We start from the raw sequence: 25,586 nt of genomic DNA, 5'->3' as shown, positions 1-25,586 counted from the left end.
CGCCCGCGCGGGCGCAGAATGGAGGGACCGCCCGGTGTCCGGAGCGGTCCCCTCCCTCTGACGAAGGCGGCACTATGACGATCACGCTCGGGTACAAGGCATCGGCGGAGCAGTTCGGGGCGCGCGAGCTCGTGGAGCTGGCCGTCGGCGCCGAGCGGCACGGCTTCGAGAGCGCGGTGGTCTCCGACCACTTCCAGCCCTGGCGCCACACCGGCGGCCACGCGCCGTTCTCGCTCGCCTGGCTCGCCGCGGCCGGCGAGCGCACCTCGACCATCCGGCTCGGCACCTCGGTGATGACGCCGCACTACCGCTACAACCCCGCCGTCATCGCGCAGGCGTTCGGCACGCTCGGCGTGCTCTACCCGGACCGCATCATGCTCGGCGTGGGCACCGGCGAGGCGCTGAACGAGGTCGCCACCGGCTACCAGGGCGCGGGCGAGCAGAGCTGGCCCGACTTCAAGGAGCGCTTCGCCCGGCTGCGCGAGGCCGTGCGCCTCATGCGCGCCCTCTGGGCCGGGGACCGCGTCTCCTTCGACGGCGAGTACTACTCCACCCACGAGGCGTCCATCTACGACAAGCCGGAGAACGGCGTCCCGGTCTACATCGCCGCGGGCGGACCCGTCGTCGCCAAGTACGCCGGCCGCGCGGGCGACGGCTTCATCTGCACCTCCGGCAAGGGCATGGAGCTCTACACCGAGAAGCTTCTCCCCGCGGTCGAGGAGGGCATCGCGGCGGGCGGGCGCGACTCGGCCGCGCTCGACCGGATGATCGAGATCAAGCTCTCCTACGACCCCGACCCGGCGCTCGCGCTCGAGAACACGCGCTTCTGGGCGCCGCTCTCGCTCACCCCCGAGCAGAAGCACTCGCTGACCGACCCGGTCGACATGGAGCGCGCCGCCGACGAGCTGCCGATCGAGCAGGTCGCCAAGCGCTGGATCGTCGGCTCGGACCCGGACGAGACGGTCGCCCAGATCAAGCCCTACGTCGACGCGGGCTTCAACCACCTCGTGTTCCACGCGCCGGGCGACGACCAGCAGCGCTTCTTCGACGCGTTCGAGCGCGACCTCGCGCCGCGCCTGCGCGCCCTCTGATTCGGTCGCGACCGGCCGGCGCAGTGCCGCCGGCCGTCCGACCCTCCCGTGCCCCGACCCGTCGGCGCCCGCCGACCGACCCCTCCGGAAGAGCCGCCTCCGCATGACCGTGCCCACCCTCCTCGCCCGCCTCGCCGAGGGCGAGCCGATCACGCGCGAGAGCGCCGAGGTGCTCCTCGAGGCGCGCGGGGACGACCTCGACGCGGTGCTGCTGGCCGCCGGGCGGCTGCGCGACGAGGGGCTCGCCCGCCGCGGCCGGCCGGGAGTGATCACCTACTCCCGCAAGGTCTTCGTGCCGCTGACCAAGCTCTGCCGCGACCGCTGCCACTACTGCGTGTTCGTCGAGACGCCCGGCGGCCTGGCGCTGAAGCGCGAGTCGACCTTCATGGAGCCGGAGGAGATCCTCGAGGTCGCCCGCGCCGGCGCCGCGCTCGGCTGCAAGGAGGCGCTGTTCACCCTCGGCGACCGCCCGGAGGACCGCTGGCCCGTCGCCCGCGCGTGGCTCGCCGAGCACGGCTACGCCTCGACGCTCGAGTACGTGCGCGCCATGGCGGTGCTGGTGATGACCGAGACCGGCATGGTCACGCACCTCAACCCCGGAGTGATGTCCTGGGCCGAGCTGCAGCGCCTGCGCCCGGTCGCGCCCTCGATGGGGATGATGCTCGAGACGACCGCCGAGCGGCTCTGGTCCGAGAAGGGCGGCGTGCACTACGGCTCACCCGACAAGGACCCGGCGCTCCGGCTGCGCGTGCTCGACGACGCCGGGCGCAGCCGGATCCCGTTCACCACGGGCGTCTTGCTGGGTATCGGCGAGAACACGGCGGAGCGGGCCGACGCGCTGTTCGCGATCCGCGACTCGCATGCGCTCTGGGGCCACGTGCAGGAGTGCATCGTGCAGAACTTCCGCGCCAAGCCGCGGACCGCGATGCAGAACGAGGTCGACCTCGAGCTGCAGGAGTACGTCGCGAACGTCGCCGTCGCGCGCCTCGTCCTCGGCGCGGACATGACGATCCAGGTGCCGCCGAACCTCACCGACGAGCAGGAGCTCGGGCTCCTCCTCCGCGCCGGGATCGACGACTGGGGCGGGGTCAGTCCGCTGACCGCGGACCACGTCAATCCGGAGCGGCCCTGGCCGAACATCGACGACCTCGCGCGGCTGACCGCCGACTCCGGCTACCGGCTGCACGAGCGCCTCACCGCGCATCCGCGGTACCTCAGCGACGCGGAGACCTGGATCGACCCGCGGGTCGCGCCGTACGTCCTCGCGCTCGCCGACCGGGAGTCGTGGCTGGCCGACGAGGCCGTGCCGATCGTCCCCCGCGCATACGAGGAGGAGCTGCCGCCCGCACCGCGTCCGGCCGCGCCGACCCTCGCCGCCGTGCTCGAGCGCGCGAGCGCCGACCCGGCCGGTCTCGACGACGCCGACTATCTGGCCCTGCTCGCCGCCGACGGCGACGACCTCGACGCGCTGGCCGCCCTGGCCGACGACGTCCGGCGCTCGGCCGTGGGCGACACCGTCACCGTGGTCGCCAACCGCAACATCGACACCGCGCTCTGGGGCGCCGGCGGGCTCACCGTCGAGACCCTGGAGCAGCTCGCCGACGAGGCCGTCGGGCTCGGCGCCACCGAGCTGTGCCTCCAGGGACCGCTCGCGACCCCGGGCGAGGACCACCTGCTGATCGTGCGCACCCTGCACGCACGGCACCCCTCGCTGCACCTGCACGCGTTCCGGCCGGGCGAGATCCTCGACGCCGCGACGAGCACCGGGCGGACCCCCGCCGAGATGCTGGCCGCGCTGCGCGAGGCGGGCGTCGACTCCGTGCCGGGGACCGCGGCGCGGATCCTCGACGACCGGGTGCGCGCGATCCTGAGCGAGGGCGCGGACCCGAGCGTCGCCGAGTGGCGGGAGTCGGTGACGACCGCGCACCACGGCGGCCTCAAGTCGACCGCGACCATGGTCTACGGGCACGTCGAGTCCCCGCAGCAGCAGATCGACCACCTCCGTGCGCTGGCCGCGATCCAGGACGAGACGGGCGGCTTCACCGAGTTCATCGCGATGCCGTTCGTGCCCGCCGAGGCGTCGGCGGCGGTCGTCGTGCAGACCCGCGGCGGACCGACCCGGCGCGAGACCCGCGCGGTGCACGCCGTGGCGCGGCTGCTGCTGCACGGGCGGATCGACCACGTGCAGACGGCCTGGACGAAGCTCGGGCTGCAGCTGTCGCAGGAGCTGCTGCGCGGCGGCGCGGACGACCTCGGCGGCCTGCTGCTCGACGGCGCGATGAGCCCGGAGGCGGGCGCCGAGGCGCACCGCTCCCTCGACATCGCGACCGTCGCGCGCCTCACCGGCGAGATCGGCCGGCCCTGGCGCCAGCGCACCACCGACTACGGACACGTCGCTCCCGAGCGCGCGATGGTGGTGCCGACACCCGGCAGCACGGCGACGCGCCGGCTGCGCCTCCCGGTGCGCGAGGCCGGCCGCGTCTCGTGACGCGGTCGTCGGCGTACCTCGAGCGGCAGGCGGCGCTGATCCGGGAATCGTCGCTGACGGTCGGCGACGACACGGTCCGCCTCCACTGCGGTGGTGAGCCGGCGACGGACGTCGTCCTGCTCGCGACCGGGCCGGGGCGCGGTGCCCGGGCCGACGGGGCGCTGCTGCTGCCCATGCTCGCTCGCCGGCACTGGGTGGCGGCGGTCGAGCTCGCCGACCTGCGGGATCCTCTGCGCGACGCGCCTCGCGCCGTCACCGCCGCGCTCGACAGGCTCGGCGCCGAGCGGGCGGTGGTCGTCGGCGTCTCCCTCGGCGCCTGGGCCGCGATCACCGCCGCCGAAGCCGACCCGCGCGTGGTCGCCCTGGTGCTGGCCGCCGGCTGGCTGCGGCCCACCGAGCGCCTCCTCGCGGTCGCCCGGCTGTGGGAGTCGCTGGCCGGCCTCCCCGACGCCCGCGCCGACCTGGCGCGCGTGATCGGCGTCCGCACGCTCGCCGACCTCGGACCCGGGCGCGCGACTCCCCTGGCCGCCGACGCCGCGACCGCCGCGCTCCTCGCCGCGGCCGCCCGCGCCGACGCGACCGAGTCCGCGGCCCGCCTGCGCGTCCCCGCGCTGGTCGTTGGCTGCACCGCCGACGCCGTCGTCGGCGTCGAGGGGGCGGAGGCGCTGCTCGGGGCGATCGACGACGCCCGCTACGCCGTGATCGACGCCGGCCACTGCGTGCTGGCCGAGCGGCCGGCCGAACTGCTGGCGCTCGTCGAGCGCTTCGTCGCCGACCCGCACCGGGACCCGGCCGGGTCGACACTCCCCCGGACGATCGTCTGATGGCGACCTCGGTCGACGTCGTCGTGGTCGGCGCGGGCTTCGCGGGCATCGGAGCGGCGGCGCGCCTCGCCCGCCGCGGCGGCGTCTCCTTCGCGGTGCTCGAGCGGGCCGAGCGCGTCGGCGGCACCTGGCGCGACAACCGCTACCCGAACGTCTCCTGCGACATCCCCTCGCACCTGTACTCGTACTCGTTCGCGCCCGAGCCGGACTGGTCGGCCTTCTACGCGCCGGGTGCGGAGATCCAGGCCTACCTCGAGCGGGTCGTCGAGCGCGAGCGGCTCGCGCCGCAGCTGCACCTCGGCACCGACGTCCTTGAGATGACCTTCGACGAGGACGCCGAGCGCTGGCGGGTGCGCACCTCGCGGGGCGACTTCGACGCGGCGGTGCTCGTGGTCTGCGCCGGGCGGCTGTCGGAGCCGCGCCTGCCCGACGTCCCGGGGCTGGACGGCTTCGCGGGGCCGGTCTTCCACTCCGCCCGCTGGCGCGACGACGTCATCCTGGACGGGGCTCGCGTCGGGATCGTCGGCTCCGGCGCCTCCGCCGTGCAGATCGTGCCGCACCTCGCGGAGCGCGCGGCCGAGGTCGTGCTGTTCCAGCGCTCGGCGCCGTACGTCGTGCCGCGTCGGAATCGCGCGTACCCGCCGGAGGAGCGCCGCACGCTCGCGCGCGTGCCGGGCGCCGTCGAGCGCCTGCGCTCCGAGCTGTTCTGGCGCGCGGAGCTCGGCTTCGCCGGCCGCGTCGGCGTGCCCGACGCCATCGACCGGCTGCGGGCGGAGGCGCTCGGCCATCTCGCCGCGCAGGTCGCCGACCCGGAGCTGCGCGCGGTCCTCACGCCGGACTACGAGATCGGCTGCAAGCGGGTGCTGCTCTCGGACGACTACTACCCCGCGCTCGCGCAGCCGCACGTGCGCGTGGTGCCCTCGCCCCTGCGCCGGATCGAGGGCTCGGCGGCGATCGGCGACGACGGTGCCGCCCACGAGGTCGATGCGCTGGTCTTCGCGACCGGCTTCCACGCGACTCGCCCGCCGTTCGCCCGCCGGATCCGCGGCCGCGGCGGCGAGCTGCTGGCCGACCGCTGGGGCGACGGGATGTCGGCGTACGAGTCGACCGCCGTGCACGGCTTCCCGAACCTCTTCGTGATCAACGGCCCGAACGCGAGCCTCGGCCACAACTCCGCGGTGCACATGATCGAGTCGCAGATCGACTACGTCCTCGCCGCACTGGAGCACCGCACCGTCGCGGGTGTCGACCTCCTGGAGGTCACCGCCGAGGCCGAAGCCGCCGCGCTCGCCCGCCTCGACGCGCTCAGCGCCGACACCGTCTGGACGAACGGCGGCTGCGAGAGCTGGTACGTCGACTCCGCCTCCCGCCGCCTCACCCTGCTCTGGCCCGACTTCGCCTTCGCCTTCCGCGAGGAGCTCGGCCGCTTCGACCCGTCGGCCTACGCGCACTGACCACGCTGACACGCGGTGGATGCGGTGCGGACATCATGCTGATCGGGTAGCCCGCGCAGCGGGCGTATCGAGCGGAGGGGGCGCCTCCGGCGCCATCGCAGGACGGGGACGAGACCGACGTGCATGCGGTGGTGGGTCTCGATACGCCCCTACGGGGCTACTCGACCAGCATGTCTGCGGGTGTCTCTTCCAAGTAGATCCACCAGCACCAGAAGCCGAGCCTGCAGACCTGCCCTGATGAGAGCGCGGTCCGGCCTCACGAGGTGTTCTCTCTTATCCGCAATGCCCAGATCGCGAAACGCGACTGCAGCGCGCTCAGAGCGTCCGGGCTCACTCCGTACTCGCGGACCCGGTCGGGAGTGAGTCTCTCTGCGCGGTCGAGCTGCTGGGCGAACATCAGTGGCTCGAAGCCGGGATCGCGTTCGCGCGCGGCGCTCAGAAGCTGTTCATCAGTCGATCTGCCGGAGGAGCGGATCGCGTCGACGTCCAGGAAGTCGCGGGCCTCCGCGCGGCTGTAGAGCGCACTCACCTTGTTCCCGACGGCGTCGTCGACGCTGAGGACCGGCCCGATCTGCAGCAGCACGGGGTCGTCCTCACGCCAATCCATCCCCAGGTCGACATCGATCCGCTCGCCGCTCGGGGTCTCGACGTGCAGCCTGGCGAACTGCGCGGACCGGCGGCTCTCCGCGACGATGAAGCTCGCTGCCCGAAGCCCGTCGAGCACTCGATCGACGGCCTGTCCGAAGGCGCGCGTGTCGGTGTTGGACGTGAAGAGGTCGATGTCCTCCGTCGGGCGGTCTGTGATGCCGTGCTCCCGGATAGCACCCGACCCGGCGAGCGCGAAGGAGGCGCCGTCGAGCATCGTGAGGAGCAGCCGGGTGACCAGACGCTGAAGCTCCCGATTCGCCTTCTCCACCTCAAGCACCCGCCAGTTCGGGGAATCGCGTCTCCCAAAGCAGGCGCACTCGGTCGGGCAGGTCCAGCTCCTTCCACAGCGACGCCAGAAGCCCCCGGTCGAGAAGAGCCTCCTGATCCTTGGAGGTGCCCTCGGTGAGCAGAGCCTGGTATGCCTTCGCAACTCCTCCGGGTGCGCGCAGATCGACGGTCACCTCCGGTCCCCAGTGCACGTGGTGAGGGAGCTCGATCACTCCGGCTGATGGCCCGACCAGATCATCGAGCGCCAGCGGCAGCTCGTACGGCTTCACGTCGCGGTAGAAGACCCGCTCCTGAGCGGGGGCCTCCTTCGCGAGCGCCCGGGCCACCGAGGACTTGCCGACGCCGAGGGCTTCGGCGATCTGCACCACGCTGCTCCCCGACGCCCTCATCCGCCTGGCTTCGCGGAGCCGCGGCGGCGTCATGACCGAGGGACGCCCGCCGACTCGGCCCGCTGCCCTGGCTCGATCGAGGCCGCGGCGCGTCTCCTCGCTCCTCGTGCTCGTGCCGACCCGAGCAAGCGCCCGGACCATCGCGAAGGACGCGCGGCCCCCCGGCGCCGCTGTGTCGATCACCGGCTCGGAGAGCGTTCTGAGCTCGGCACCGCGCACCTCCAGGTCCTGGACGATCTCGAGGACGAGTCGCTCCGTGCCGCCGAGGCAGTCGAGCCCGCGGACGAGAAGGGTGTCGCCCGCGCGGAGGCTCTCGACGCAGATCAGCCACTGCAGTCGCTCGGCGAGGCCGCTCCTGGCTGAGCGGTCGATGAAGACCTGCTCGGCGCCTGCCGCCTGCAATTCCGAGACCTGCTTCGAACCGTCGTCGTCGGATCGCACGGTCCTCGCATAGCCGATGATGCTGGTCATCGCCGTCTCCTCCTGCTCTGTCCCGAGGGTATCCCGAAAACGATCGATCGACGTTCCGGGACGCGCAACGCCCCCTCAGTGACGGACCATCGAGGCTGCGCCCGCCGCGCTCTCCGACGCGCGATCATGGAGCCACCCGATCCCCGCTCGACAGGACCCCCGCCATGCCGTCCGACGCCGCTCCGCCGCCCCCGCCCGCGCTCGACCACGAGGTCGCGGCCGCCCTGCTGCGGGAGCGCTACGGGCTGCACGGTGCGCTGCGGGAGCTGGGCAGCAATCAGGACCGCAACGTCCTCGTCGACACCGGCGACGAGCGGCTGCTGCTCAAGATCGCGAATCCCGCGACGCCGAGAGGGCGGATCGAGGCGCAGACGGCGGCCGTCGCGCGGCTGGCGGACCGGCTCGAGGGCGTCCGGCTCCCGCGCGTGCGCCCCGACCGCGAGGGCCGCACCCTCCACGAGATCGACCTCGGCGGCACGACCGCCGCGGCCCGGGTCCTCGACTTCGTCCCCGGCCGGACCCTCTCCGGCTCCGGCTACCTCTCCCCCGCCGTCGTCCGGGCGATGGGCGACCTCGCCGCCCGGGTCGACGTCGCGCTCGCCGAGCAGCCGCTCGACGGCCTCGCGGAGACCGACCAGTGGGACCTGCGGCGGGCGGGCGAGGTCGTCGACGCGCTGATCGGCCGGGTGCCGCGGCGCTCCGCGCGGGCGATCCGGGCGGCCGTCGACGCGGCGCTGGCGGTCCTCGATCCGCTCGCCGCCGCGCTCCCGGTGCAGCTCGTGCACGGCGACCTCACCGACGACAACGTCGTGGTCGACGCGGGCGTCCTCCCCGACGGCGTCATCGACTTCGGCGACCTCGGCGCGGGCTGGGCGGTCGGCGAGCTCGCGATCACGCTGTCCTCGCTCCTGCACCACGCGGACGCCGACGCGGCCACCGTGCTCCGCGCCGCCACCGCGTACGACGCCGTGCGCCCGCTCGCCGGCGCCGAGGTCGAGGCGCTCTGGCCGCTCGTCGTGCTCCGGGCGGCGGTGCTCGTCGTCAGCGCCCACGACGTCCTGGCCGGCGACCCCGCCAACGACTACGCCCGCGAGAACCTCGAGCACGAGCGGCTGATCCTCGACCGGGCGATCGCCGCGCCGCTGCCGGTGCTGCAGGCGCTCGTTCGGCGGGCCCTCGGCCGGCCGAGCGCATCCACCGCCCTCACCCCCGCGGTCCCCGTGCTCGGCGTCCTCGACGCCGTCGTCGTCGACCTCTCGCCCCAGAGCCCGGCGCTCGACGCCGGCCGCTGGCTGGACGACGACGCCGAGCCCGCCCTCGCCCGCGCCGCGCTCGCCCGCGGCGCCGGGGCCGCGGTGCTGCGCTACGGCGAGCGCCGTCTGACCCGCGGCCGCCCGCACACCGCGCAGGAGCCCGAGACGACCGCTCTGGTCACCGAGGTCCACCTCGCCGCGGAGACACCCCTGGCCGCGCCGTTCGACGCGGAGGTGGGCGGCGGCGTCCCCGGCGGAGTCACCCTGCTCGCCGACGGGGTCCGGCTGCGGCTCGACGGGGTCGACGACGCTCCCGCACCCGGCACGCGGGTCCGGTCCGGCGACCGGCTCGGCACGGCCCGCGGACTCCTGCGCGCCCAGGCCGCACCGCGCGCGCTCGACACCGTCGACCTCCCGCCCTTCGCGAACGCGCGCTGGGCCGACGCCTGGCTCGACGTCCTCCTCGACCCGACCCCGCTGCTCCTGGGACGCACCCTGCCGGCCCCGCAGCCGGACCCCGAGGTGCTCGACCGGCGGCTCGCGCACCTGGCCGAGGCGCAGGAGCACTACTTCGAGTCCCCGCCCACGATGCTGCGCGGCTGGCGCGAGCACCTCGTCGACGACTCCGGCCGCGTGCACCTCGACGTGCTCAACAACGTCACCTCGATCGGCCACGCCCACCCGCTGCTCGTCGAGCGGGTCGCGCGGCAGTGGCGGCTGCTCAACACCAACTCGCGCTTCTCCTACCCCGCGATCGGCGAGTTCTGCGAGCGGCTGGCGGCACTGCTGCCGGACGGGCTCGACACCGTGCTGCTCGTCAACAGCGGCACGGAGGCGGCCGACCTCGCGCTGCGGATCGCCCGCGCCTGGTCGGGCCGCGACGACGTGCTGGCGGTGCGGGAGGCGTATCACGGCTGGTCGGGCCTGTCCGATGCGGTCTCCACCTCCGTCGCCGACAACCCCGACGCGCTCGCGACCCGGCCGCCCTGGGTGCACACCCTCGACGCCCCGAACAGCTACCGCGGCACGCACCGCGGTGCCGAGGCGCACCGCTACGCGCCGGAGGCCGTCGCCCGGATCGAGGAGCTGGCCGCGGCCGGCACTCCCCCGGGCGGCTTCATCGCCGAGACCTTCTACGGAAACGCCGGCGGCATCCCGCTGCCCGACGGCTACCTCGCCGCGGTCTACCCGGCCGTCCGCGCCCACGGCGGGCTCTGCATCGCCGACGAGGTGCAGGTCGGCTACGGCCGCCTCGGCGACTGGTTCTGGGGCTTCGAGCAGCAGGGCGTGGTGCCCGACGTCGTCGCCGTCGCGAAGGCGATGGGCAACGGCCACCCGCTGGGCGCGGTCGTGACGACCCGCGAGATCGCCGACCGCTACCGCTCGCAGGGCTCGTTCTTCTCCTCGGCGGGCGGCAGCCCGGTCAGCTCCGTCGTGGGGACGACGGTGCTGGACGTGCTCGCGGACGAGCGGCTGCAGGAGAACGCGCGGACCACCGGCGCGCACCTCCGCCGCCGGCTCGAGGACCTCGCCGAGCGCCACCCGCTGATCGGCGCCGTGCACGGCAGCGGGCTGTACCTGGGCCTCGAGCTGGTCCGCGACCGGGGGACTCTCGAGCCGGCGACCGCGGAGACGCGCGCGATCTGCGAGCGCCTCCGCGAGCGCGGCGTGATCGTGCAGCCCACCTCCGACCGGCAGTGCGTGCTGAAGATCAAGCCGCCGCTCTGCTTCACCGTCGAGAGCGCCGACTTCTTCGCCGACCAGCTCGACGAGGTGCTGACGACGGGCTGGTGAGCGCGCCGTTGGGCGGGCGCCGCCTCACGCCCGCGCCCCGCCCGCCAGCACCCGCCGCACGATCACTCGCTCGCAGAGCGTCCAGGTCGTCGTGACCGTCAGGTAGAGCGTCGCCGCGAGCGGCACGAACGCGGCGAACAGCACCGTCAGGAACGGCATCCAGCTGAGCACCCCGGTCAGCTGCGCGACGGCCGCGGGCGTCCCCTCCGGCACCGGGGTGAGCGCCGCCTGGCGCAGCGCGACCCGGCGCGCGAGCCACGAGACGAGCGCGATCACCCCGAGGAGCACCGCGAACACGCCGAGCTGCGCGGGGTCGCCGCCGCCGAGCGCCGTGACGAACGACCGGCCGAGCGGAACGTCGAGCAGCCGCGCGTCGAGCAGCGCGTTGCCGTGCCCGGCGATGTCCGGGTGCACGAACAGCCCGTAGAGCAGCGAGACCACGGGCGCCTGCAGCAGCACCGGGAGGCAGCCGGCGAGCGGCGAGGCCTTCTCGTCGGCGTAGAGCTTCATGGTGGCGCGCTGCAGCGCCTCCGGATTCTTCGCGTGCGTGCGCTGCAGCTCGCGCAGCATTGGGGCGAGGCGGCGGCGGGTGATCTCGGCCCGGCCCTGCGAGATCCCGACCGGGATCAGCAGCGTGCGGACGAGGAGGGTCACCAGCACGATCGCGGCGGCGGCCGAGGCGCCGCCCGCGAGGGGCTCGAGGGCCGAGGCGAGGGCGGTGACGAAGTGGGAGGCGGCGTCGAGCGCCGCCGCGATGGGCGGGAAGTCGTAGAGGTTCACAGGAGTCCTGTCGTCGGGAGGTGAGCGCGATCGCGAACGGTCGCGCCCCCCGAGGCAGAGCTCCGGACTACGCGACCAGTCCCGGCAGGCCCGGCGCCCGCGAGCGCACGCGACCCGCGGTGCGCGGGTGCTGCGGCGAGGGCTGCGCGGCGAGGCCGAGCCGATGCTCCCGGGCGCGGCGCCCGATCGACAGCACGGGCCGGCGAGCGCCGACGGCCAGGTAGCGCGCCCCGAGGACGAGAGCGGCGACCGCGGTGGTGGTGACGACCAGCACGACGGCGGCGTCGGGACTCGACGCGAGCGCGAGCAGCAGGAACGTCCCGCTCAGCAGAGCGAGGAGCTGCTCGAGGTGCGCGCGCACGGGAGTCCTTCCGACCCGACCAGGCTAGCGGCCCGTGCGCCGCGGCGGGCGGGGTGCCAGGCTGTCGAGTGGCGGAGGGAGCCGACGATGGCAGCTCGAGGAGACAAGACGAACGGGCGGGTGCTGCGGTTCCTCGCCGCCACCGGCCGGATCCTGCTCGCCGGGGTCACAGCCGGGATCGCGACGCTGAGCCCGGGAGGCGAGACGCACCGCCCCGACCTGCCGCCCCCGCGCCGCGACGAGTACCGGCCCTGACGCCGGCGCCCGCGACGAGCACCGTCCGTGAGCGGGCAGGGTAGGCCTCCCGCGCCGCCGCGGCCAGCCGTCGCCCGGCACCGGCGGGGCCGACGATAATCGGGGGATGCGTGAAGACGACGATGTCGATCTGGTGATCGACGCGTGGGCCGACGCCCTGCCCGATCTCGACTTCGCCCCGCTCGACGTCCTCTCCCGCCTGCGCCGGCTCAGCCCCCGGGTGCAGGAGGTGCGGCGCCTCTCCTTCGCGGCCGGCGAGCTCGCCCCGTGGGAGTTCGAGCTGCTCTCGCTGCTGCGCCAGAACCCGGCCGGGACGATGACGCCGTCCGTCCTCTCCACCCGCTTGGGCATCTCGAGCGGCAACCTCGCCAGCCGCGTCGACCGGCTCGGCGCGCGCGGGCTCGTCGTCCGCGAGCAGAACGCCGCCGACTCGCGCAGCAAGATCGTCTCGCTCACCCCGCGCGGCACGAAGCGCGTCGACGACGCGATGCGGCACCTCGTCGCGGCCGAGGGCGAGGTCCTCGCCGACCTCGACTCCCGGCAGATCGGCGTCCTGATCGAGTGCCTGCGCACCATCAGCGCGACGCTCGACCGCCTGGACTGACGACTCGGTCGCCGTGCGCCGGTCGCGCCGCACCGGCGATACTCGACGGGATGCGGATTCTGGTGGTCGACGACGAGGCGGTCTTCGCCGACGGCGTCCGGCGCGGTCTCGAGGCCGAGGGCTTCTCGGTGGACGTCGCGCACGACGGCGTGGACGGACTGTGGCGGGCCCGCGAGACCGTCTACGACGCGATCGTCCTCGACCTGATGATGCCCGGGCTCAGCGGCTCCGCCCTCTGCCGCACCCTCCGCGACGAGGGCGACTGGACTCCGGTCCTGATGCTGACCGCGAAGGACGGCGACCGCGACCAGATCGAGGGCCTCGACGCCGGCGCCGACGACTACGTGGTGAAGCCGCTGGAGTACTCCGTCCTGGTGGCGCGGCTGCGGGCGCTGGTGCGCCGGGGGCGGCCGGAGCGGCCGGTGGTCCACCGCGTCGGTGACCTGCTGATCGACCCGGCGCTCCGCGAGGTGCACCGCGGCGACGTCGCGATCCGGCTGACCTCGCGCGAGTTCGCCGTCGTCGACTTCCTCGCCCGCCACCGCGACCGGGTGGTCGCCAAGCGCGAGATCCTCGAGGGCGTCTGGGACGACGCGTTCGACGGCGATCTCAACATCGTCGAGGTCTACGTGGCGCGGCTGCGCGCCAAGCTCGACCGCCCGTTCGGCACGGAGTCGATCACCACGCTCCGCGGCGCCGGCTACCGGCTCGTCGAGGGCTGAGGACCGATGTCCCGGCGCCCGCCCTGGAGCATCCGTGTGCGGCTGACCGCCCTGGTCTCCGCCGCGATCCTCGCCGTGCTGGTCGCCGGCTCCGTCGCCTTCACCGCGTTGCTGGAGCAGTCCCTCGTCGACGCCGAGGCGTTCACCGCGAACCAGCAGGCCCGCCAGATCGCCACCGACACCGAGAGCGCCGGGCGGCTGCCGCCGTTCAACACCGACGAGGTCGTCATCCAGCTGCAGCGGGAGGGATCGGTCGTCGCGGTCGCGGACGACGACTTCGTCTACGCCGTGCCGCTGCCGGTCTCCGACGAGCCGCAGATCACCTCGATCGACGGCACCCGCTTCGTCGTCGGCTCCGAGAGCCTCCAGCTCGGCGGCGACCCGGGTGAGACCGTCGTCGTCGCGCGCACCCTCGCCGGGGCCGACGACGCCGCGGGCTCGGCCGTCCGGCTTCTCGCGGTCGCCGTCCCACTCGTCACGGCGGTGGTCGGAGCGCTGGTCTGGTTCGTCGTCGGCCGCTCGCTCCGGCCGGTCGAGCGGATCCGCGCCGATGTCGAGGCGATCGAGGCCGCCGATCTCCAGCGCCGTGTGCAGGAGCCGCCCGGTCGCGACGAGCTCGCCCGCCTGGCCCGCACGATGAACGGCCTGCTCGACCGCCTCGAGCGCTCGCAGGCCGCCCAGCGCCGGTTCGTCTCGAACGCCTCGCACGAGCTGCGCTCCCCGGTCGCCGCCGTTCGGCAGCACGCCCAGGTCGCCCTGCGGCATCCGGAGGCGGTCCCGCTCGCCGACCTCGCCCGCGTCGTCGAGGTCGAGGGCGAGCGGATGCAGCACCTCGTCGCGAGCCTCCTGCTGCTGGCCCGCGTGGACGAGCGCGACGAGGGAGCCGAGCAGGACGTCGACCTCGACGACCTCGTGCTCGCCGAGGCCGCGCGGCTCCGCGCGCTGGGCGTCGACGTGCGCACCGAGGACGTCGGACCCGCTCAGGTGCACGGGCACGAGCCGCTGCTGCACAGCGCCGTGCGCAACGCCGCCGAGAACGCCCGGCGGCACGCGGCGGGCGTCGTCGCCTTCACTGTGCGCGAGGAGGACGGCACCGCGGTCCTGCGCATCGACGACGACGGCCCGGGAGTGCCGGCCGAGGACCGCGAGCGGGTCTTCCTCCGCTTCGAGCGCCGCGACGACGCCCGCGCCCGCGACACCGGCGGCTCGGGCCTCGGCCTCGCGATCGTCGCCGAGGCGGCGCGCGCGGGCGGCGGCACGGCGCGCCTGCTCGACTCCCCGCTCGGCGGCGCGCGGCTCGAGATCCGCCTGCCGGCTCCCGGCTGACCGCAGGACACCGAGGCTGTTCAGGCTGGCGAAAGGTCCCGCCGGTCACCCTGAAGCAGTGGAAATGCCGACCTACCTCCTCGTCCTCTGGCGCTGCAAGCTCCTCGTCGTCGCGAGCGCCGTCCTCGCGATGATCGTCGCGACCGCCGTGCACTTCACCGTCACCGACGAGGGGCTCACCCTCCGCGGCGACCGCGAGCACAGCGCCGCCACCACCGTGCTGCTCGGCGGCGGCCCGAAGAACCCCTACGCCGCGCAGATCCCCGGGATCGAGCGCATCCCGGGCGTTGAGGACGACCAGTTCAGCGACCTCAGCAACACCGCGGTGATCTACGCCTACCTCGCCAGCGGCGAGGAGGTCCGCGCCGCCGTCGCCGAGCAGGCCGGTCCGCTCGAGGAGGGCGACGGCGTCGGCGCCGTCCGCCGCACCACCCAGCCGCGCGGCGACGAGTCGAACGGCGGCCGCTTCACCCTGCCCTTCCTCTCGGTGATCGGCACCTCGTTCGATCCCGCCCGCGCCGTCGAGCTCTCCCGCGCCGCGACGACGGCGCTCCTCGACCGGATCGTGCGGGAGCAGGACGCGCAGGGCGTCCCGGAGTCGATCCGCGTCACCCTCACCGTCACCGACGAGGGCGACGCCGTCCCGGGCGCGCTCGGCACGGTCGCGATCCCGATCGCCGGGACCGGACTCGCCGTCTTCCTCCTGGCGCTCCTGGGGATCGTGCTCGGCCACCGGTTCCGCGTGCGGCGCGGGCTCACCGCCCCGCTCCCCCGTCGCGGCGAGCCGGACGAGGACTCCTCCCTCGACGCCGAGCTCGAGTCCGCCCTCGCCGCCGAGAGGCCAGACACGGTGTCCCGTCGGTGACTACCTCCGCGCACCTGGGAGGTCAACCCCGTTCGGGAAGGACACCCGCGGACCTAGCGTGAGGACGCACGGTCGAGGCGGAAGCCTTCCGAGCACGATGCACGCGAAAGAGCACCAATGACCCAGATCCCCATTCTTCAGCCCGCACGATGGAGTCGCAACGGAGTCCGGATCGTCGTCGTTCCCGGGGCGGAGCTGCCCCGCTTCCGACTCGAGATCGAACCCGGACGAGCCGTCCTGACCGGGGCCTTCACCGGCCCCTTCGCGACCGTCGAGGAGGCCGAGCGCGCCGCCGAGGCGCTCGCCTCGGCCGCCGACCGCAAGCTGTCCGCCTGACGCCTCAGCCGGCGAGCTCGTCCAACCGGCACGTCGGCAGGGCGATCCAGCCCTCGGCCTGCGCGGCCCCCTGGAGCTCGTCCGGCACCGGCACCGTCCGCCCGACAGCGTGGGCGCGGGCGTTCAGTGCCGCGATCACCGCGTCGAAGGCGTCGTCCGAGCGCGCCATCAGCGCCGCCGCGTCCGCCGGCAGCACGAGCCACGGCGCCGCCCGGCGCAGCGCCTCGACGGCGAACGCCACCGCCTCGGGCCGCGTCTTGTAGCCGGTGGTGTCGACTCCCCAGAGCCGGAGCGCCGCCGCGGGGTACGCCTCGACCAGCCGACCGCCCCCGGAGCGGTCGACGTCCTCGCCCCCCGCCGCGAAGGCGTCCAGCAGCTCGGCGCAGCGCATCGCCGTCATGCCGAGCCGGTCGGTGGACACGCTCAATGGCCACCTCTTCGTCACCTTCTGAACGGCCCGGTCGGTCTCCCGATAGGCGAGCCGCCGCCGCCAGTCCCGCCCCGAGAGCGTCCGCGGCGAGACCTCCCGGCGGGTGTGCGCCGAGACGAACGCGGCGAACTCCAGAGGCCAGCCGAACGCGCAGTCGATGCCGATCGTCGTCGCCTCCCGCGAGGCCTCGACGATGTCGTCGTCGGAGGCACCGAGCACCAGCGAGCGGACGACCGCCCGGCCGCCGCCCCACTCCAGCGCGGCGACCGCCGTCCGCACCGGCTCCGCGGCCAGGTCGACACCGATCGTGAGCATCGGATCAGGCTACCCGCCGGGCGCGCCCCGGCCCCGCGCTCGCTACGCTCGTGCGATGACGCCGCCCTCCCCCGCCCTCGGGACGCGCGCGATCCGGATCCCGGTCGCCCTCCTGCGCCTCGCCGTCGCCCTGCTGGTCCTCGCGGCCGTCGTCGGCACCGCCCTCGACACCGCCTCGCGGACGCCGATCGTGCCGGTCAACTTCTTCGGCTACTTCACGATCCAGGGCAACATCCTCCTGGCGATCGTGCTCCTGATCACCGCGGCGGTGACCCTCGCCGGCCGACCGCAGGGACCGCTGCTGACGCTCGTCCGAGGAGCGGCGACGAGCTGGATCCTCGTCGTCGGCATCGTCTACAACACCCTGCTGATCGGCACGGCGGGCGGCGTCACGCTGCCCTGGGCCAACACGGTGCTGCACGTGGTCTTCCCGATCTACGGACTGCTCGACTGGCTGCTCGTCGCCGACCGGCCGGCCCTGCCCTGGCGCCGCCTCTGGGTCGTCACCGTCTATCCGATCATCTGGCTGGTCGTCGTGCTCGTCCGCGGCGCGACCGACGGCTGGGTCCCGTACCCGTTCCTCGACCCCGCGAACGGCTACGGCGCGGTCGCGATCGCGGTGCTGATCGTCGCGGTCGCGTTCGTCCTCTCCGGTGCGCTCGTCTGGGCGCTCAGCCGGGTGCGGCTGATCGGCGATCGGCCCGCCTGACAGGGCGGGGCTCGCCGGGCCCCGTTCTGGGGCCACAGGCGCAGGACCGCCGGTGACCCCGCAGGCCTAACGTCAGGATCGGCGGCCCCCACCGCCGTCCCCCGACCGAGAGCGGTTCCCCTCATGCGCCTCCCCACCTCCCTCCGCCCGCGCCGCACCGGGAGCCGCCGCGTGCGCGCGCTCGCCGTCGGCGCCGTGCTCGCCCTGGCCGCGGCGGTGGTGCCCGCGGGCGCCGCCTCCGCCGCGACCCCGACCCTGTCCGTGCTCAGCCTCGGCGACTCGATCACCCAGGCCTACGGCACCTGCGGCCAGTTCGCGGACTGCCCGCGCAACAACTGGTCCACCGGCACGAACGCGACCGTCAACTCCTTCGCCAGCCGCCTGCGCACCGCGAACCCGGGCACCACGGTGACCACCGCGAACTTCGCGCAGACCGGCGACCTGATCGCCGGCGTCCCCGCGCGGATCGACGCCGCCGTCGCCGCCGGCGTCCGCCCCGACGTCGTCACCCTGCTGATCGGCGGCAACGACCTCTGCTCCGCGAAGAACCCGGTCGCCGCCGACGGCTACACGATGACCACGGCCGCCGCCTTCAGCACCGGAGCGAGCGCCGCGATCACGAAGATCCGCAGCACCTGGCCCGCCGCGAAGATCGTCCTCTCCTCGATGCCGAACGTGGCCGCCGAGTGGGCCGTCGTCAAGGGCGGCTTCGGCTCGGTGGTCTGGTCCTCCGGCAACCTCTGCCGCACCACCCGCGGCGTCAGCGCGACCGGCGGTCGCCTCAGCACCACCGCCGCCTCGGCCTCCGCCACCGCCGCGAAGACCCGGACGACGCAGTACAACAGCGCCCTGCAGCAGGCGTGCACCGCCGCCGGAACCCTCTGCGACTACGACGGCGGCGCGCTCACCGCGACTCCCGTCACCAAGGCGCTGATCGGCACCACCGACTACTTCCACCCCAGCATCGCGGGCCAGGCGAAGATCGCCTCGGTGCAGTGGTCGGCGTCGAACTTCGGAGCCACGGGCTAGCGCGGGACGCGGCCGCTCGACGCCTCAGGCGTCCTGCGGCCGCTCGCCCTCGCGGAGCCGGCGCTGCTCCTCGGCGAGCCGTGCGTAGTGCGCCTCCTCGCGCTCGAGGTCGGCGAGCTGCTCCTCCGTGCTCTTCGTCGGCGGCCGCACCACCATGGTCGGCGGCGGCGGCGTCTTCGAGCGACGAGGCCGGCGGGTGCGCCCGCCCGGAACGAAAGAGGCGCCCTCGCCCTTCTTCCAGTCGTGCCCGAGCAGGAACCAGATCGTCACGCCGATCAGCGGGATGAAGACGATCAGCAGGATCCAGACGATCTTGGGCAGATTGCGGACCACGTTGTCCGGCTGACGCACGACATCCACGAGCGCCAGCACCATCAGCACGACGGTCAGCAGCGAGAACAGAAACCCCATGCGTCCGAGGGTACGTCGCCGAACCCCTGAGGATCCTCGCAGTCGCCGTTCCGACGTGCCCGGCGCCGCGGCGGTGCGCCCCGAGACACGCGGTGACCGCGTACCCCGCGCCAGCGGACTCCGAGCAGGGTGCGGTCGCGGCTAGCGTCTCCTCCCGAGCCGAGGGTCGGCATCCGCCGACCGCAGGATCCCCGATCACGGCTGCGGACCCCGGTTCTGCCGCGTCGAGTGGATCCGGGCGCGCCCGGAGGAGTGCGAGTGACCAGCGACGCCCTCCCGACGACGGCGGCCGCAGCGCCCCGGCTCCCCCGGCCCCTCGCCGGCGCACTGCTCAGCAACGCTGTCTTCGGCGGCATCACCGCGGTCGGCGTGCCCGTCGCCCTGAACGCCGCCGGACTCAGCAAGGTGCAGATCGCGGTCTTCTTCGTCGTGAACGCCGCGATCGCGATCAGCTACAACACCCTCCTCGTGCCCCGGATCCGCCGGGCCGGCTACCCGAGGTCCGCCCTGCTCGCGACCTCGCTCGCGGTCCCGGCCGGACTCCTGCTCGTGCGCGCCAGCGGCGGCCACGTCGTCGTGCTCTATCTGGGCGGCGCGCTGATGCTGTTCGTCAGCACCCTCGTGCCCCAGCTCTTCGGCCGCGTCGCCGCTCGGGGCGGCGGTGCAGCTCAGGAGTCGTCGATCGCCCGGCTGCGCGCGGTGCTCATCTCCGGGTACATCCTCGGCCTGATCCTCTACGCCCTGCTCGCGCAGGCGGGTCTCGATCCGCTGCTCGCCGCGGTCGCCGCGGCCGTGCTGACGACCGTCTGCGCGACCGGCTGCCCGTCGACCCCCGCGGTGGACCCGGACGCCCGGGTCGCCTCCGCCGCGGCTCGCCCGCGCCTCGTCCTCGTCTTCGTCGCGGCCCTCGCGCTGGTCGCACTGCTGAAGTCGGTCGACACGCTCCGCGCGATCTATCTGCCGCTCTTCGCCGTCTCCTCCGGCGTCCCCGCCGCGCACGTCCCGCCGGTGCTCCTGGCCTCCGCGGTCCTGGAGCTCGCCGCGCTGCCCGCGCTGACCCGGCTCAGCTCGACCCGCGGCAGCGTGCTCACGCTCGCCGTCGTCGCGCTGGCCGGCGTTCTGGCGTTCTCGATCCTCTCGAGCACGCAGTCCTATGCGGCGCTGCTCGTCTCACAGGCGGTCTACGCGGTCGCGGCCGCCGGCTACCAGAGCATCGGCCTGCTCCTGCTCGAGCGGACCAGCGGCGGACCCGGCGCCGGTGCGAGCGCCTACATGGCGGTGGTGCAGATCGGCACCGTCCTCGGCGCCCTGCTGCCCCTCGTGGTCACCGGCTACGACCCGCGGATCTTCCTCCTCGCGGTCGGCCTGGCGGCGACCGCCCTGCTGCTCGCTCTCACCCTCCGCCTCGCCGGCCACCGGTTCTGAGCCCCCTGCCCCATCGCCACCCGCCGCCACCACCTCCGCCCGGTCACCGCCGGTCGGATCTGCAGGCGATCGGAGCGTTCCGGAGCCCGCCACGCGGCGGAACGCGCTCCCGCCCCGGGATCACCTGCAGAACGCGCGGCCGGCACCTCCCAGCCGCCGCGTGACACCATCGACGGATGAGCGCGCCGACCCCCGCCCCCGCGTCACGCCGCTTCCTCACCCCGCGCCGCGTCGCTCTGCTGGCCGCACTCAGCGCTCTCGTCGTCGGCCTCGCGCTCCTCGGGCTGGTCGCCCTGCAGTACTCGACCCTCGCCGCGCAGGGCTTCGACGACGTCTGCCTGGCCGGCGTCGGCCGCGTCCCGGCCGAGGAGGGCTCGCTCGTCGCCGGCTCCTGGTCCTGGTGGCCGCTCGGCGGCACCTGCCGCTGGGAGCTGCTCGACGGCACCGTCGTCGACTCCGCGCCGGACTGGTCGACCACCGCCGTCGCGATCACCGGCGCCGCACTCGCGCTGCTGGGAGTGGTGGGCACGGCGCTCGCACTCCTCGTGCGGCGCCGCGCCCGCTGACTCAGCGGTCGAAGAGGTTCCCGAGCCCGCCGAGATCGGGCATCTCGAAGTTCGAGCCGAAGTCCGAGACCTGCTCGCCGAGCCCCGACACGTGCTCGCCGGCACCGGAGACGAACTCGCCCGCGCCGCCGGTGATGTCGCCGAACTCGCCCAGATCGCCGAACTCGCCCAGCCCGCCGGCCAGGTTCTCGAAGTCCACACCCATCCCGGCCGCCTGCGCGAGCAGCGGACCGGCGACGCTGCTGAGCACCGCGCCGCCCGCGACCGCTGCGAGCAGTCCGCCCGCGGCTCCCAGGCCGACGCCGGCGACGGCGCCCACTCCGGCACCGGCCAGCGCGCCCTTCGTGCCGGGCTTGGAGAACATCCTCTTGAGGAACCCGGGGTTGTGCGCCTCGCCGCGCGTCGCCGCCCGGGCGAGATCGTCCGGGGCGGAGGAGCGCGGCTGCTCGTTCGCGGGCAGCTCGTCGCGCAGGCGCCCCTCGATCTGGGCGCGCTGCGCCGGGGTCAGCTTGGCGAACGCGTCACGGTGCACCTGCTCCAGCTGCTCGGGGTCGGCGGTGCGGAGGAGGTAGTCGTAGCGGGCGATCGCCGCGCGGTCCTCCGGCGCGACGGCGGCGGGCCGGGCGTCCTGCGGGCGGGCCGAGGGGTGCGGCGAGCCGTAGGCCGGGGTGGGCGTGCGGGGCGCCGAGGGGTTCGAGGCGGCCGTGCTCGAGGATGCGGCGCGGGAGTCGCCCGTCACCGCGTTCGCCGCCGAGCGGACCATGTCGCGCCAGTCCGTGCCGCCACCGGTCACGGGGCGCGAGGAGGAGCTCGACGAGCTCTTCGAGTCGAGCGCCTTCGACGCCATGCTGAAGATGCGCTTGAGAGTGCTCACAGGGGACCTTCCGTCGGGTAACAGGTTCGATAGTGGCGGGCCCTCCTGAGCGAAGCCCGGTGGAACGCCCTCCGGAAGCCGAGAGCGCCCGCTCCGACCCGGCATCGCCCCCGCGCTCCGCTGTCAGCGGACTCGGGTCCTCCGGGGAGGCGCCGCCGGAGGATCGCGGGCAGACTCCTGCCATGGAACTGCTCTTCGTGCACGGCGCCCTGGTCCGCGACGGCGACTGGTGGTGGCACCGCACCGCCGAGCTCCTCCTCGAGCGCACCGGCGTCGCGAGCCGCGCCGTCGCCCTGCCCTCCTGCGGCGAGTCGGCGGCGGACCGCGCCGGCGCCGGCCTGGTCGAGGACGCCGCCACCCTGCGCGCCGCACTCGACGACATCGAGGACGACGAGGCGATCGTCGTCGGCCACTCCTACGGCGGCACCGTCATCGCCGAGGCCGGCGCGCACGCCGCCGTCGCCCACCTCCTGTACATCTCCTCCTACCTCCCCGACATCGGCTCGGCGCAGGGCGACATCATGGCCGGGGAGACGGACCCCGTCTCGATCACCCCCGGCGACGACGGCACACTCGGCGTCGCCGGCTACGACGCCGCCTCGTTCGGCCGCCGCTTCCTCCAGGACGCCGACGAGAGCACCCAGCGCGCCGCCTGGGAGCGGGTCACCACCCAGTCGATCGCCGCCTTCACCACCCCGACCACCGTGGCCGGCTGGCAGGGCGTCGACTCCAGCTACCTGGTCTGCACCGAGGACCGCAGCACCTCGGTCGGCCTCCAGCGCCTCCACGCCGAGCGCGCCACCCGCTCGATCGACCTGCCCACCGGCCACCACCCCTTCCTCTCCCGGCCCGACCTGGTCGTCGCCGAGCTCGAGGCGATCCTGCGGTCCTAGCCGACCGGATCCGGACGCCCTGGCCGGAAGGACCTCGCCGACCCGAGCTGCGCGACGATCGGACGGTCGTCACCCGTCCGTCACCCGGCCGCCCTCGACCCTCAGCACCTCATCGCTGAGCATCTCGATGTCGCTGTCGCGATGACTGGTGAACACGATGGTCGTGCCCTTTGCCTTCTCGGCGACGAGGATCTCGCGCAGGCGCTCGACCGATTCCGCGTCGAGGGCGTTGAACGGCTCGTCGAGCAGGAGGACCGCGGGGTGCTCGAGCAGCGCCTGTGCGAGCGAGAGCTTCTGCAGCATGCCCAGCGAGAAGTTCCGCGCCTTCAGCGGCGACGTCGGCGAGAGACCGACCTGCTCGAGGACCTCGTCGATGCGGTCCTCGCCCACCTGCTTGCGGATGGCGGCGAGGTCGGCGAGATTCTGGCGAGCGCTCCTGCCTGCCAGGTAGCCCGGGCCGTTGATCGAGACGCCGAATCGATCGGGGTAGTCCCGACCCCGGGAGAGGTAGGCCGGATCGATCGCCACGGTGCCGCTCGAGGGTCGCAGCAGACCGCACATCAGGAGCAGCAGCACCGACTTGCCGGCGCCGTTCGGTCCGACGAGGCCGTAGGTCCGCCCGTCCTCGATCCGGAGGGACACGTCCCGGAGGATCTCCTTCCGGCCGAAGCTCTTGCCGACGTCGGCGAGGGTGATCACAGCCATCGGACCACGACCTTTCTTCGTGCAGTGCGGGCGAGGAAGCCGACGCTTCCCAGCGGCAACAGGGCGAGCAGGGTCGCCACGAGGACGGCGATCCGCAGAGGGATCCGATCATCGCCCAGGCCGTCGTCGGCGAGTCCGCCGAGGAGGAACGGGTTGTGAGGGGAGATCGAGCGGGACAGGACGACGGCGACGGCGACGAGGCACACGGCGACGAACCTCGGCTGAGCACTCGAGAGCGAGCAGCGCAGGACGACCCCGACGCTGCCGTACAGGGCCGCGCACACTCCACCCGCGGCGACGGCACCCGCCACCGCGATCCACTCCTGCGAGGGCGGGACGAGTCCCCGGGCCGCGCAGAGGACGCCGGCGAGCACGAGCAGAGCCGCGACCGTCCACGCCGCGAACGAACCGGCCGAGCTCCGGACGACCTCGCGCCGCAGCCGAGCCGCCCGGCTCCCGACTCTGATGAGCTCGTGAAGCTCGCGCTGAGGTGTCGGCGACCCCCGGCCGATCATGCCGGCCAGGAGGAACGGGAGGAAGACGAGCAGGTACTGCATCGACTCCGCGATCGATCCGAGCGGACTCGGCACCAGGAGACCGGCGACCTCGAGCAGGTCCCGGCCGGCGGACGCCTCGAGGAAGGAGAAGAGGACGAGCAGCGCCGAGACGGCCAGGAGAGCGGAGACGGCGACCCGGTCCGCACGGCTCGAGGCCCGCGCGGCGAGCCGTACCACCAGTCCGACGCCGAGGAGGACGATCATCGGCCTCGATGCCGTCCCGACAAGGGAGGTCCTCTCCAGTCCGACCGCCACGTCGAGGAAGGCGGCCGCGCTGAGGGGCGCACTCGGCGGAACGACAGTGAGCACCGAGAGGACGACCCAGAGGAAGAGCCCGCCGACCGACGCCCAGGCAGCGGCGGCCCTGCCGGAGAGCAGGCGGACGGACACCACGACAGCGGCCGTCGCGCAGAGCGACGCTCCGAGCAGGCCGACCTGCGCGATCAAGGCCGCGACCGGAGCGAAGCCGTGCGCTCGGAAGACGGCGGCGACGCTCTCCGGAGGCGCGAACGACGTCGGCTGCAGGCCCGCACCGCAGACGAGGCAGACGGCGAGGGCAGCCGCCGCCGCCTTCGCGTACAGCGCCGCCAGGCCCATGAGAGTCCCGCCCCAGGCTCGGAGGAGCGACCCGTGGCGGAGCAGCGCTCCGGGCGAGGCGGTCCGGGTCGCCCGCAGCGCCGACAGAACCAGCCACAGCGGAACGACGACGAATCCGAGGTAGTAGGGATCGGCGGCCACCGTCAGGAGCAGGTCCCAGACACCCGGCGACCGGCCGGTCGCCGTCTCCTCGAAGAAGCGCGCGTAGAGGGCGTACGACCCTGTGAGACCGAGGAAGACCAGTGCGGTGAGTCTCTGCGCCGTCACAGGAGGTGCCTGCTCTCGCTCGGCCGCCGCAGGATGAACACCCAGAGCGCGGCCGCCCCGAGTGCGGTGAGGATCGTCGGCGACGCTGCGATCGGCCACGGGGACTGCTGGAGACCCGCGGGGAAGACGGAGAACATCGGCGTCAGGGCCGGCCGATGGAGAACGGAGAGGACGACGGTCATCCCGAGATACAGCGCGAAGGGCAGGAGCAGGGCGACGGCCCTGTTCGGGACGAGGACCAGACTCGCCGACGTGAGCACCGAGTAGACCGCCGCCGCGAAAGCGAACCAGAGCGACATCAGCAGCCCGAAGACCAGAACGCTCCCCCCGCTGAGATCGGCGAAAGTCGTGCGCTGCTCGAACGGAGTGACGTTCGAGTACACCGAAGCATCGACCCCTGGGTGTCCGAGGAGGGGCCAGGCGACTGAGGCGATGAGGGTCGCTGCGAGACCGTAGAGGAAGAAGACGACCGAGGACAGAAGCCCCGCAGCGACGAATTTGCTCGAGATGAGGGTGGCGTAGGACAGTCGCTGCCGTTCGTTGACGACACCTCTCCTCGCGACGTCTCTCGCCAACGGCAGCGAACCCACAAGGGTGACGAGCAACGGAAAGACGACCGTCATCGGCGAGCCGAGAAGTGAACTCAGAACATCACCGTCGTCACGGAAGACGGAGCGCGCGTCGGCGAAGATCCTCTGGACGATCACCGCCAGCACCACGCTTCCTGCGACGCACAGCGTGACGTGCCATCGCCGTCTGACGAGCTCTCGCTGTACCTGCCCGAGCAGACTGCGAGCGGATCGCCCTCCCCGAGACGTCACTGATGATTCCTTCCGCTCCGCGCCGCGCCGAATCCTGT

Annotated in this window: 26 protein-coding genes; 16 read left to right on the top strand and 10 right to left on the bottom strand. The window is 73.8% G+C overall.

The window, feature by feature from the left end:
* Window positions 1-74: 74 nt before the first annotated feature.
* From fgd to EDF22_RS03560, 4 genes are all read left to right on the top strand, one after another.
* Complete coding sequence (gene fgd / locus EDF22_RS03575) at window positions 75-1,091, top strand: glucose-6-phosphate dehydrogenase (coenzyme-F420) (protein ID WP_123445218.1); 1,017 nt, start codon at window positions 75-77, stop codon at window positions 1,089-1,091.
* Window positions 1,092-1,194: 103 nt separating this feature from the next.
* Window positions 1,195-3,579: a 7,8-didemethyl-8-hydroxy-5-deazariboflavin synthase CofG gene (gene cofG / locus EDF22_RS03570; protein WP_185038712.1), complete on the top strand. Its 2,385-nt coding sequence runs from the start codon at window positions 1,195-1,197 to the stop codon at window positions 3,577-3,579.
* On the top strand, window positions 3,576-4,403 hold the full coding sequence (locus EDF22_RS03565; protein WP_123702444.1) for an alpha/beta fold hydrolase: 828 nt from the start codon (window positions 3,576-3,578) through the stop codon (window positions 4,401-4,403). Before cofG ends, EDF22_RS03565 begins: the two co-directional genes overlap by 4 nt.
* Window positions 4,403-5,857 carry an NAD(P)/FAD-dependent oxidoreductase gene (locus EDF22_RS03560; protein WP_123702442.1) on the top strand — a complete coding sequence of 485 codons (1,455 nt, stop codon included), beginning with the start codon at window positions 4,403-4,405 and terminating at the stop codon, window positions 5,855-5,857. Before EDF22_RS03565 ends, EDF22_RS03560 begins: the two co-directional genes overlap by 1 nt.
* A gap of 256 nt (window positions 5,858-6,113) precedes the next feature.
* Here EDF22_RS03560 and EDF22_RS03555 read toward each other — a convergent pair whose 3' ends face one another.
* Complete coding sequence (locus tag EDF22_RS03555) at window positions 6,114-6,773, bottom strand: nucleotidyl transferase AbiEii/AbiGii toxin family protein (protein ID WP_260300755.1); 660 nt, start codon at window positions 6,771-6,773, stop codon at window positions 6,114-6,116.
* A gap of 1 nt (window position 6,774) precedes the next feature.
* Window positions 6,775-7,653: a recombinase family protein gene (locus EDF22_RS03550; protein ID WP_123702440.1), complete on the bottom strand. Its 879-nt coding sequence runs from the start codon at window positions 7,651-7,653 to the stop codon at window positions 6,775-6,777.
* A gap of 164 nt (window positions 7,654-7,817) precedes the next feature.
* On the opposite strand from EDF22_RS03550, the gene EDF22_RS03545 reads away from it, so the two are divergent.
* Window positions 7,818-10,700: an aminotransferase gene (locus EDF22_RS03545; protein WP_123702438.1), complete on the top strand. Its 2,883-nt coding sequence runs from the start codon at window positions 7,818-7,820 to the stop codon at window positions 10,698-10,700.
* A 24-nt stretch (window positions 10,701-10,724) separates the two neighbouring features.
* Here EDF22_RS03545 and EDF22_RS03540 read toward each other — a convergent pair whose 3' ends face one another.
* On the bottom strand, window positions 10,725-11,480 hold the full coding sequence (locus EDF22_RS03540; protein ID WP_123702436.1) for a membrane protein insertase YidC: 756 nt from the start codon (window positions 11,478-11,480) through the stop codon (window positions 10,725-10,727).
* A 67-nt stretch (window positions 11,481-11,547) separates the two neighbouring features.
* Window positions 11,548-11,841: a hypothetical protein gene (locus EDF22_RS03535; RefSeq protein WP_123702434.1), complete on the bottom strand. Its 294-nt coding sequence runs from the start codon at window positions 11,839-11,841 to the stop codon at window positions 11,548-11,550.
* 87 nt (window positions 11,842-11,928) lie between these two features.
* On the opposite strand from EDF22_RS03535, the gene EDF22_RS20695 reads away from it, so the two are divergent.
* The 6 genes from EDF22_RS20695 to EDF22_RS03510 all read left to right on the top strand — a co-directional run bounded on the left by EDF22_RS20695 (window position 11,929) and on the right by EDF22_RS03510 (window position 15,949).
* Window positions 11,929-12,096: a hypothetical protein gene (locus EDF22_RS20695; RefSeq protein ID WP_185038710.1), complete on the top strand. Its 168-nt coding sequence runs from the start codon at window positions 11,929-11,931 to the stop codon at window positions 12,094-12,096.
* Window positions 12,097-12,202: 106 nt separating this feature from the next.
* Window positions 12,203-12,700, top strand: a complete 498-nt coding sequence (locus EDF22_RS03530; protein ID WP_123445211.1) for a MarR family winged helix-turn-helix transcriptional regulator — start codon at window positions 12,203-12,205, stop codon at window positions 12,698-12,700.
* Between the two features lie 50 nt (window positions 12,701-12,750).
* Window positions 12,751-13,422, top strand: a complete 672-nt coding sequence (locus EDF22_RS03525) for a response regulator transcription factor (RefSeq protein WP_123702432.1) — start codon at window positions 12,751-12,753, stop codon at window positions 13,420-13,422.
* A gap of 6 nt (window positions 13,423-13,428) precedes the next feature.
* On the top strand, window positions 13,429-14,748 hold the full coding sequence (locus EDF22_RS03520) for a HAMP domain-containing sensor histidine kinase (protein WP_123702430.1): 1,320 nt from the start codon (window positions 13,429-13,431) through the stop codon (window positions 14,746-14,748).
* A gap of 64 nt (window positions 14,749-14,812) precedes the next feature.
* On the top strand, window positions 14,813-15,613 hold the full coding sequence (locus tag EDF22_RS03515) for a hypothetical protein (protein ID WP_123702428.1): 801 nt from the start codon (window positions 14,813-14,815) through the stop codon (window positions 15,611-15,613).
* A 117-nt stretch (window positions 15,614-15,730) separates the two neighbouring features.
* Window positions 15,731-15,949, top strand: a complete 219-nt coding sequence (locus tag EDF22_RS03510) for a hypothetical protein (RefSeq protein ID WP_123702425.1) — start codon at window positions 15,731-15,733, stop codon at window positions 15,947-15,949.
* Window positions 15,950-15,953: 4 nt separating this feature from the next.
* On the opposite strand, the gene EDF22_RS03505 is transcribed toward EDF22_RS03510, so the two are convergent.
* Complete coding sequence (locus EDF22_RS03505) at window positions 15,954-16,694, bottom strand: DUF429 domain-containing protein (protein WP_123702423.1); 741 nt, start codon at window positions 16,692-16,694, stop codon at window positions 15,954-15,956.
* 55 nt (window positions 16,695-16,749) lie between these two features.
* On the opposite strand from EDF22_RS03505, the gene EDF22_RS03500 reads away from it, so the two are divergent.
* Both EDF22_RS03500 and EDF22_RS03495 read left to right on the top strand, forming a co-directional pair.
* A complete protein-coding gene (locus EDF22_RS03500) occupies window positions 16,750-17,403 on the top strand; it encodes a Pr6Pr family membrane protein (RefSeq protein ID WP_123702421.1) in 654 nt (217 codons plus the stop codon).
* Window positions 17,404-17,526: 123 nt separating this feature from the next.
* Complete coding sequence (locus EDF22_RS03495) at window positions 17,527-18,432, top strand: GDSL-type esterase/lipase family protein (RefSeq protein WP_123702419.1); 906 nt, start codon at window positions 17,527-17,529, stop codon at window positions 18,430-18,432.
* 24 nt (window positions 18,433-18,456) lie between these two features.
* Here EDF22_RS03495 and EDF22_RS03490 read toward each other — a convergent pair whose 3' ends face one another.
* Window positions 18,457-18,843: a PLD nuclease N-terminal domain-containing protein gene (locus EDF22_RS03490; RefSeq protein ID WP_123445203.1), complete on the bottom strand. Its 387-nt coding sequence runs from the start codon at window positions 18,841-18,843 to the stop codon at window positions 18,457-18,459.
* A 258-nt stretch (window positions 18,844-19,101) separates the two neighbouring features.
* On the opposite strand from EDF22_RS03490, the gene EDF22_RS03485 reads away from it, so the two are divergent.
* Complete coding sequence (locus EDF22_RS03485) at window positions 19,102-20,268, top strand: hypothetical protein (protein ID WP_123702417.1); 1,167 nt, start codon at window positions 19,102-19,104, stop codon at window positions 20,266-20,268.
* A 176-nt stretch (window positions 20,269-20,444) separates the two neighbouring features.
* A complete protein-coding gene (locus EDF22_RS03480) occupies window positions 20,445-20,834 on the top strand; it encodes a hypothetical protein (protein ID WP_123702415.1) in 390 nt (129 codons plus the stop codon).
* Window position 20,835: 1 nt separating this feature from the next.
* Here the strand turns inward: EDF22_RS03480 and EDF22_RS03475 are convergent, their stop codons facing one another.
* Window positions 20,836-21,708 (bottom strand): cation-transporting ATPase, encoded by an 873-nt coding sequence (locus tag EDF22_RS03475; RefSeq protein WP_123702413.1) that lies wholly within the window; start codon window positions 21,706-21,708, stop codon window positions 20,836-20,838.
* Window positions 21,709-21,890: 182 nt separating this feature from the next.
* On the opposite strand from EDF22_RS03475, the gene EDF22_RS03470 reads away from it, so the two are divergent.
* Window positions 21,891-22,601 carry an alpha/beta hydrolase gene (locus EDF22_RS03470; protein ID WP_123702411.1) on the top strand — a complete coding sequence of 237 codons (711 nt, stop codon included), beginning with the start codon at window positions 21,891-21,893 and terminating at the stop codon, window positions 22,599-22,601.
* 69 nt (window positions 22,602-22,670) lie between these two features.
* On the opposite strand, the gene EDF22_RS03465 is transcribed toward EDF22_RS03470, so the two are convergent.
* The 3 genes from EDF22_RS03465 to EDF22_RS03455 are packed head-to-tail and all read right to left on the bottom strand — an operon-like array spanning window position 22,671 to window position 25,443.
* Window positions 22,671-23,306: an ATP-binding cassette domain-containing protein gene (locus EDF22_RS03465; protein ID WP_123702409.1), complete on the bottom strand. Its 636-nt coding sequence runs from the start codon at window positions 23,304-23,306 to the stop codon at window positions 22,671-22,673.
* A complete protein-coding gene (locus EDF22_RS03460; protein ID WP_123702408.1) occupies window positions 23,297-24,727 on the bottom strand; it encodes a hypothetical protein in 1,431 nt (476 codons plus the stop codon). Before EDF22_RS03460 ends, EDF22_RS03465 begins: the two co-directional genes overlap by 10 nt.
* Window positions 24,724-25,443 (bottom strand): hypothetical protein, encoded by a 720-nt coding sequence (locus tag EDF22_RS03455; protein ID WP_123702406.1) that lies wholly within the window; start codon window positions 25,441-25,443, stop codon window positions 24,724-24,726. The genes EDF22_RS03460 and EDF22_RS03455 overlap by 4 nt, the downstream gene beginning before the upstream one ends.
* Window positions 25,444-25,586: the final 143 nt, after the last annotated feature.

Source organism: Rathayibacter sp. PhB127, from assembly GCF_003751665.1.
GTDB lineage: Bacteria > Actinomycetota > Actinomycetes > Actinomycetales > Microbacteriaceae > Rathayibacter > Rathayibacter festucae.
Note: the sequence above shows the minus strand (reverse complement) of the source record. Positions and strands in the feature narration are given on the sequence as shown.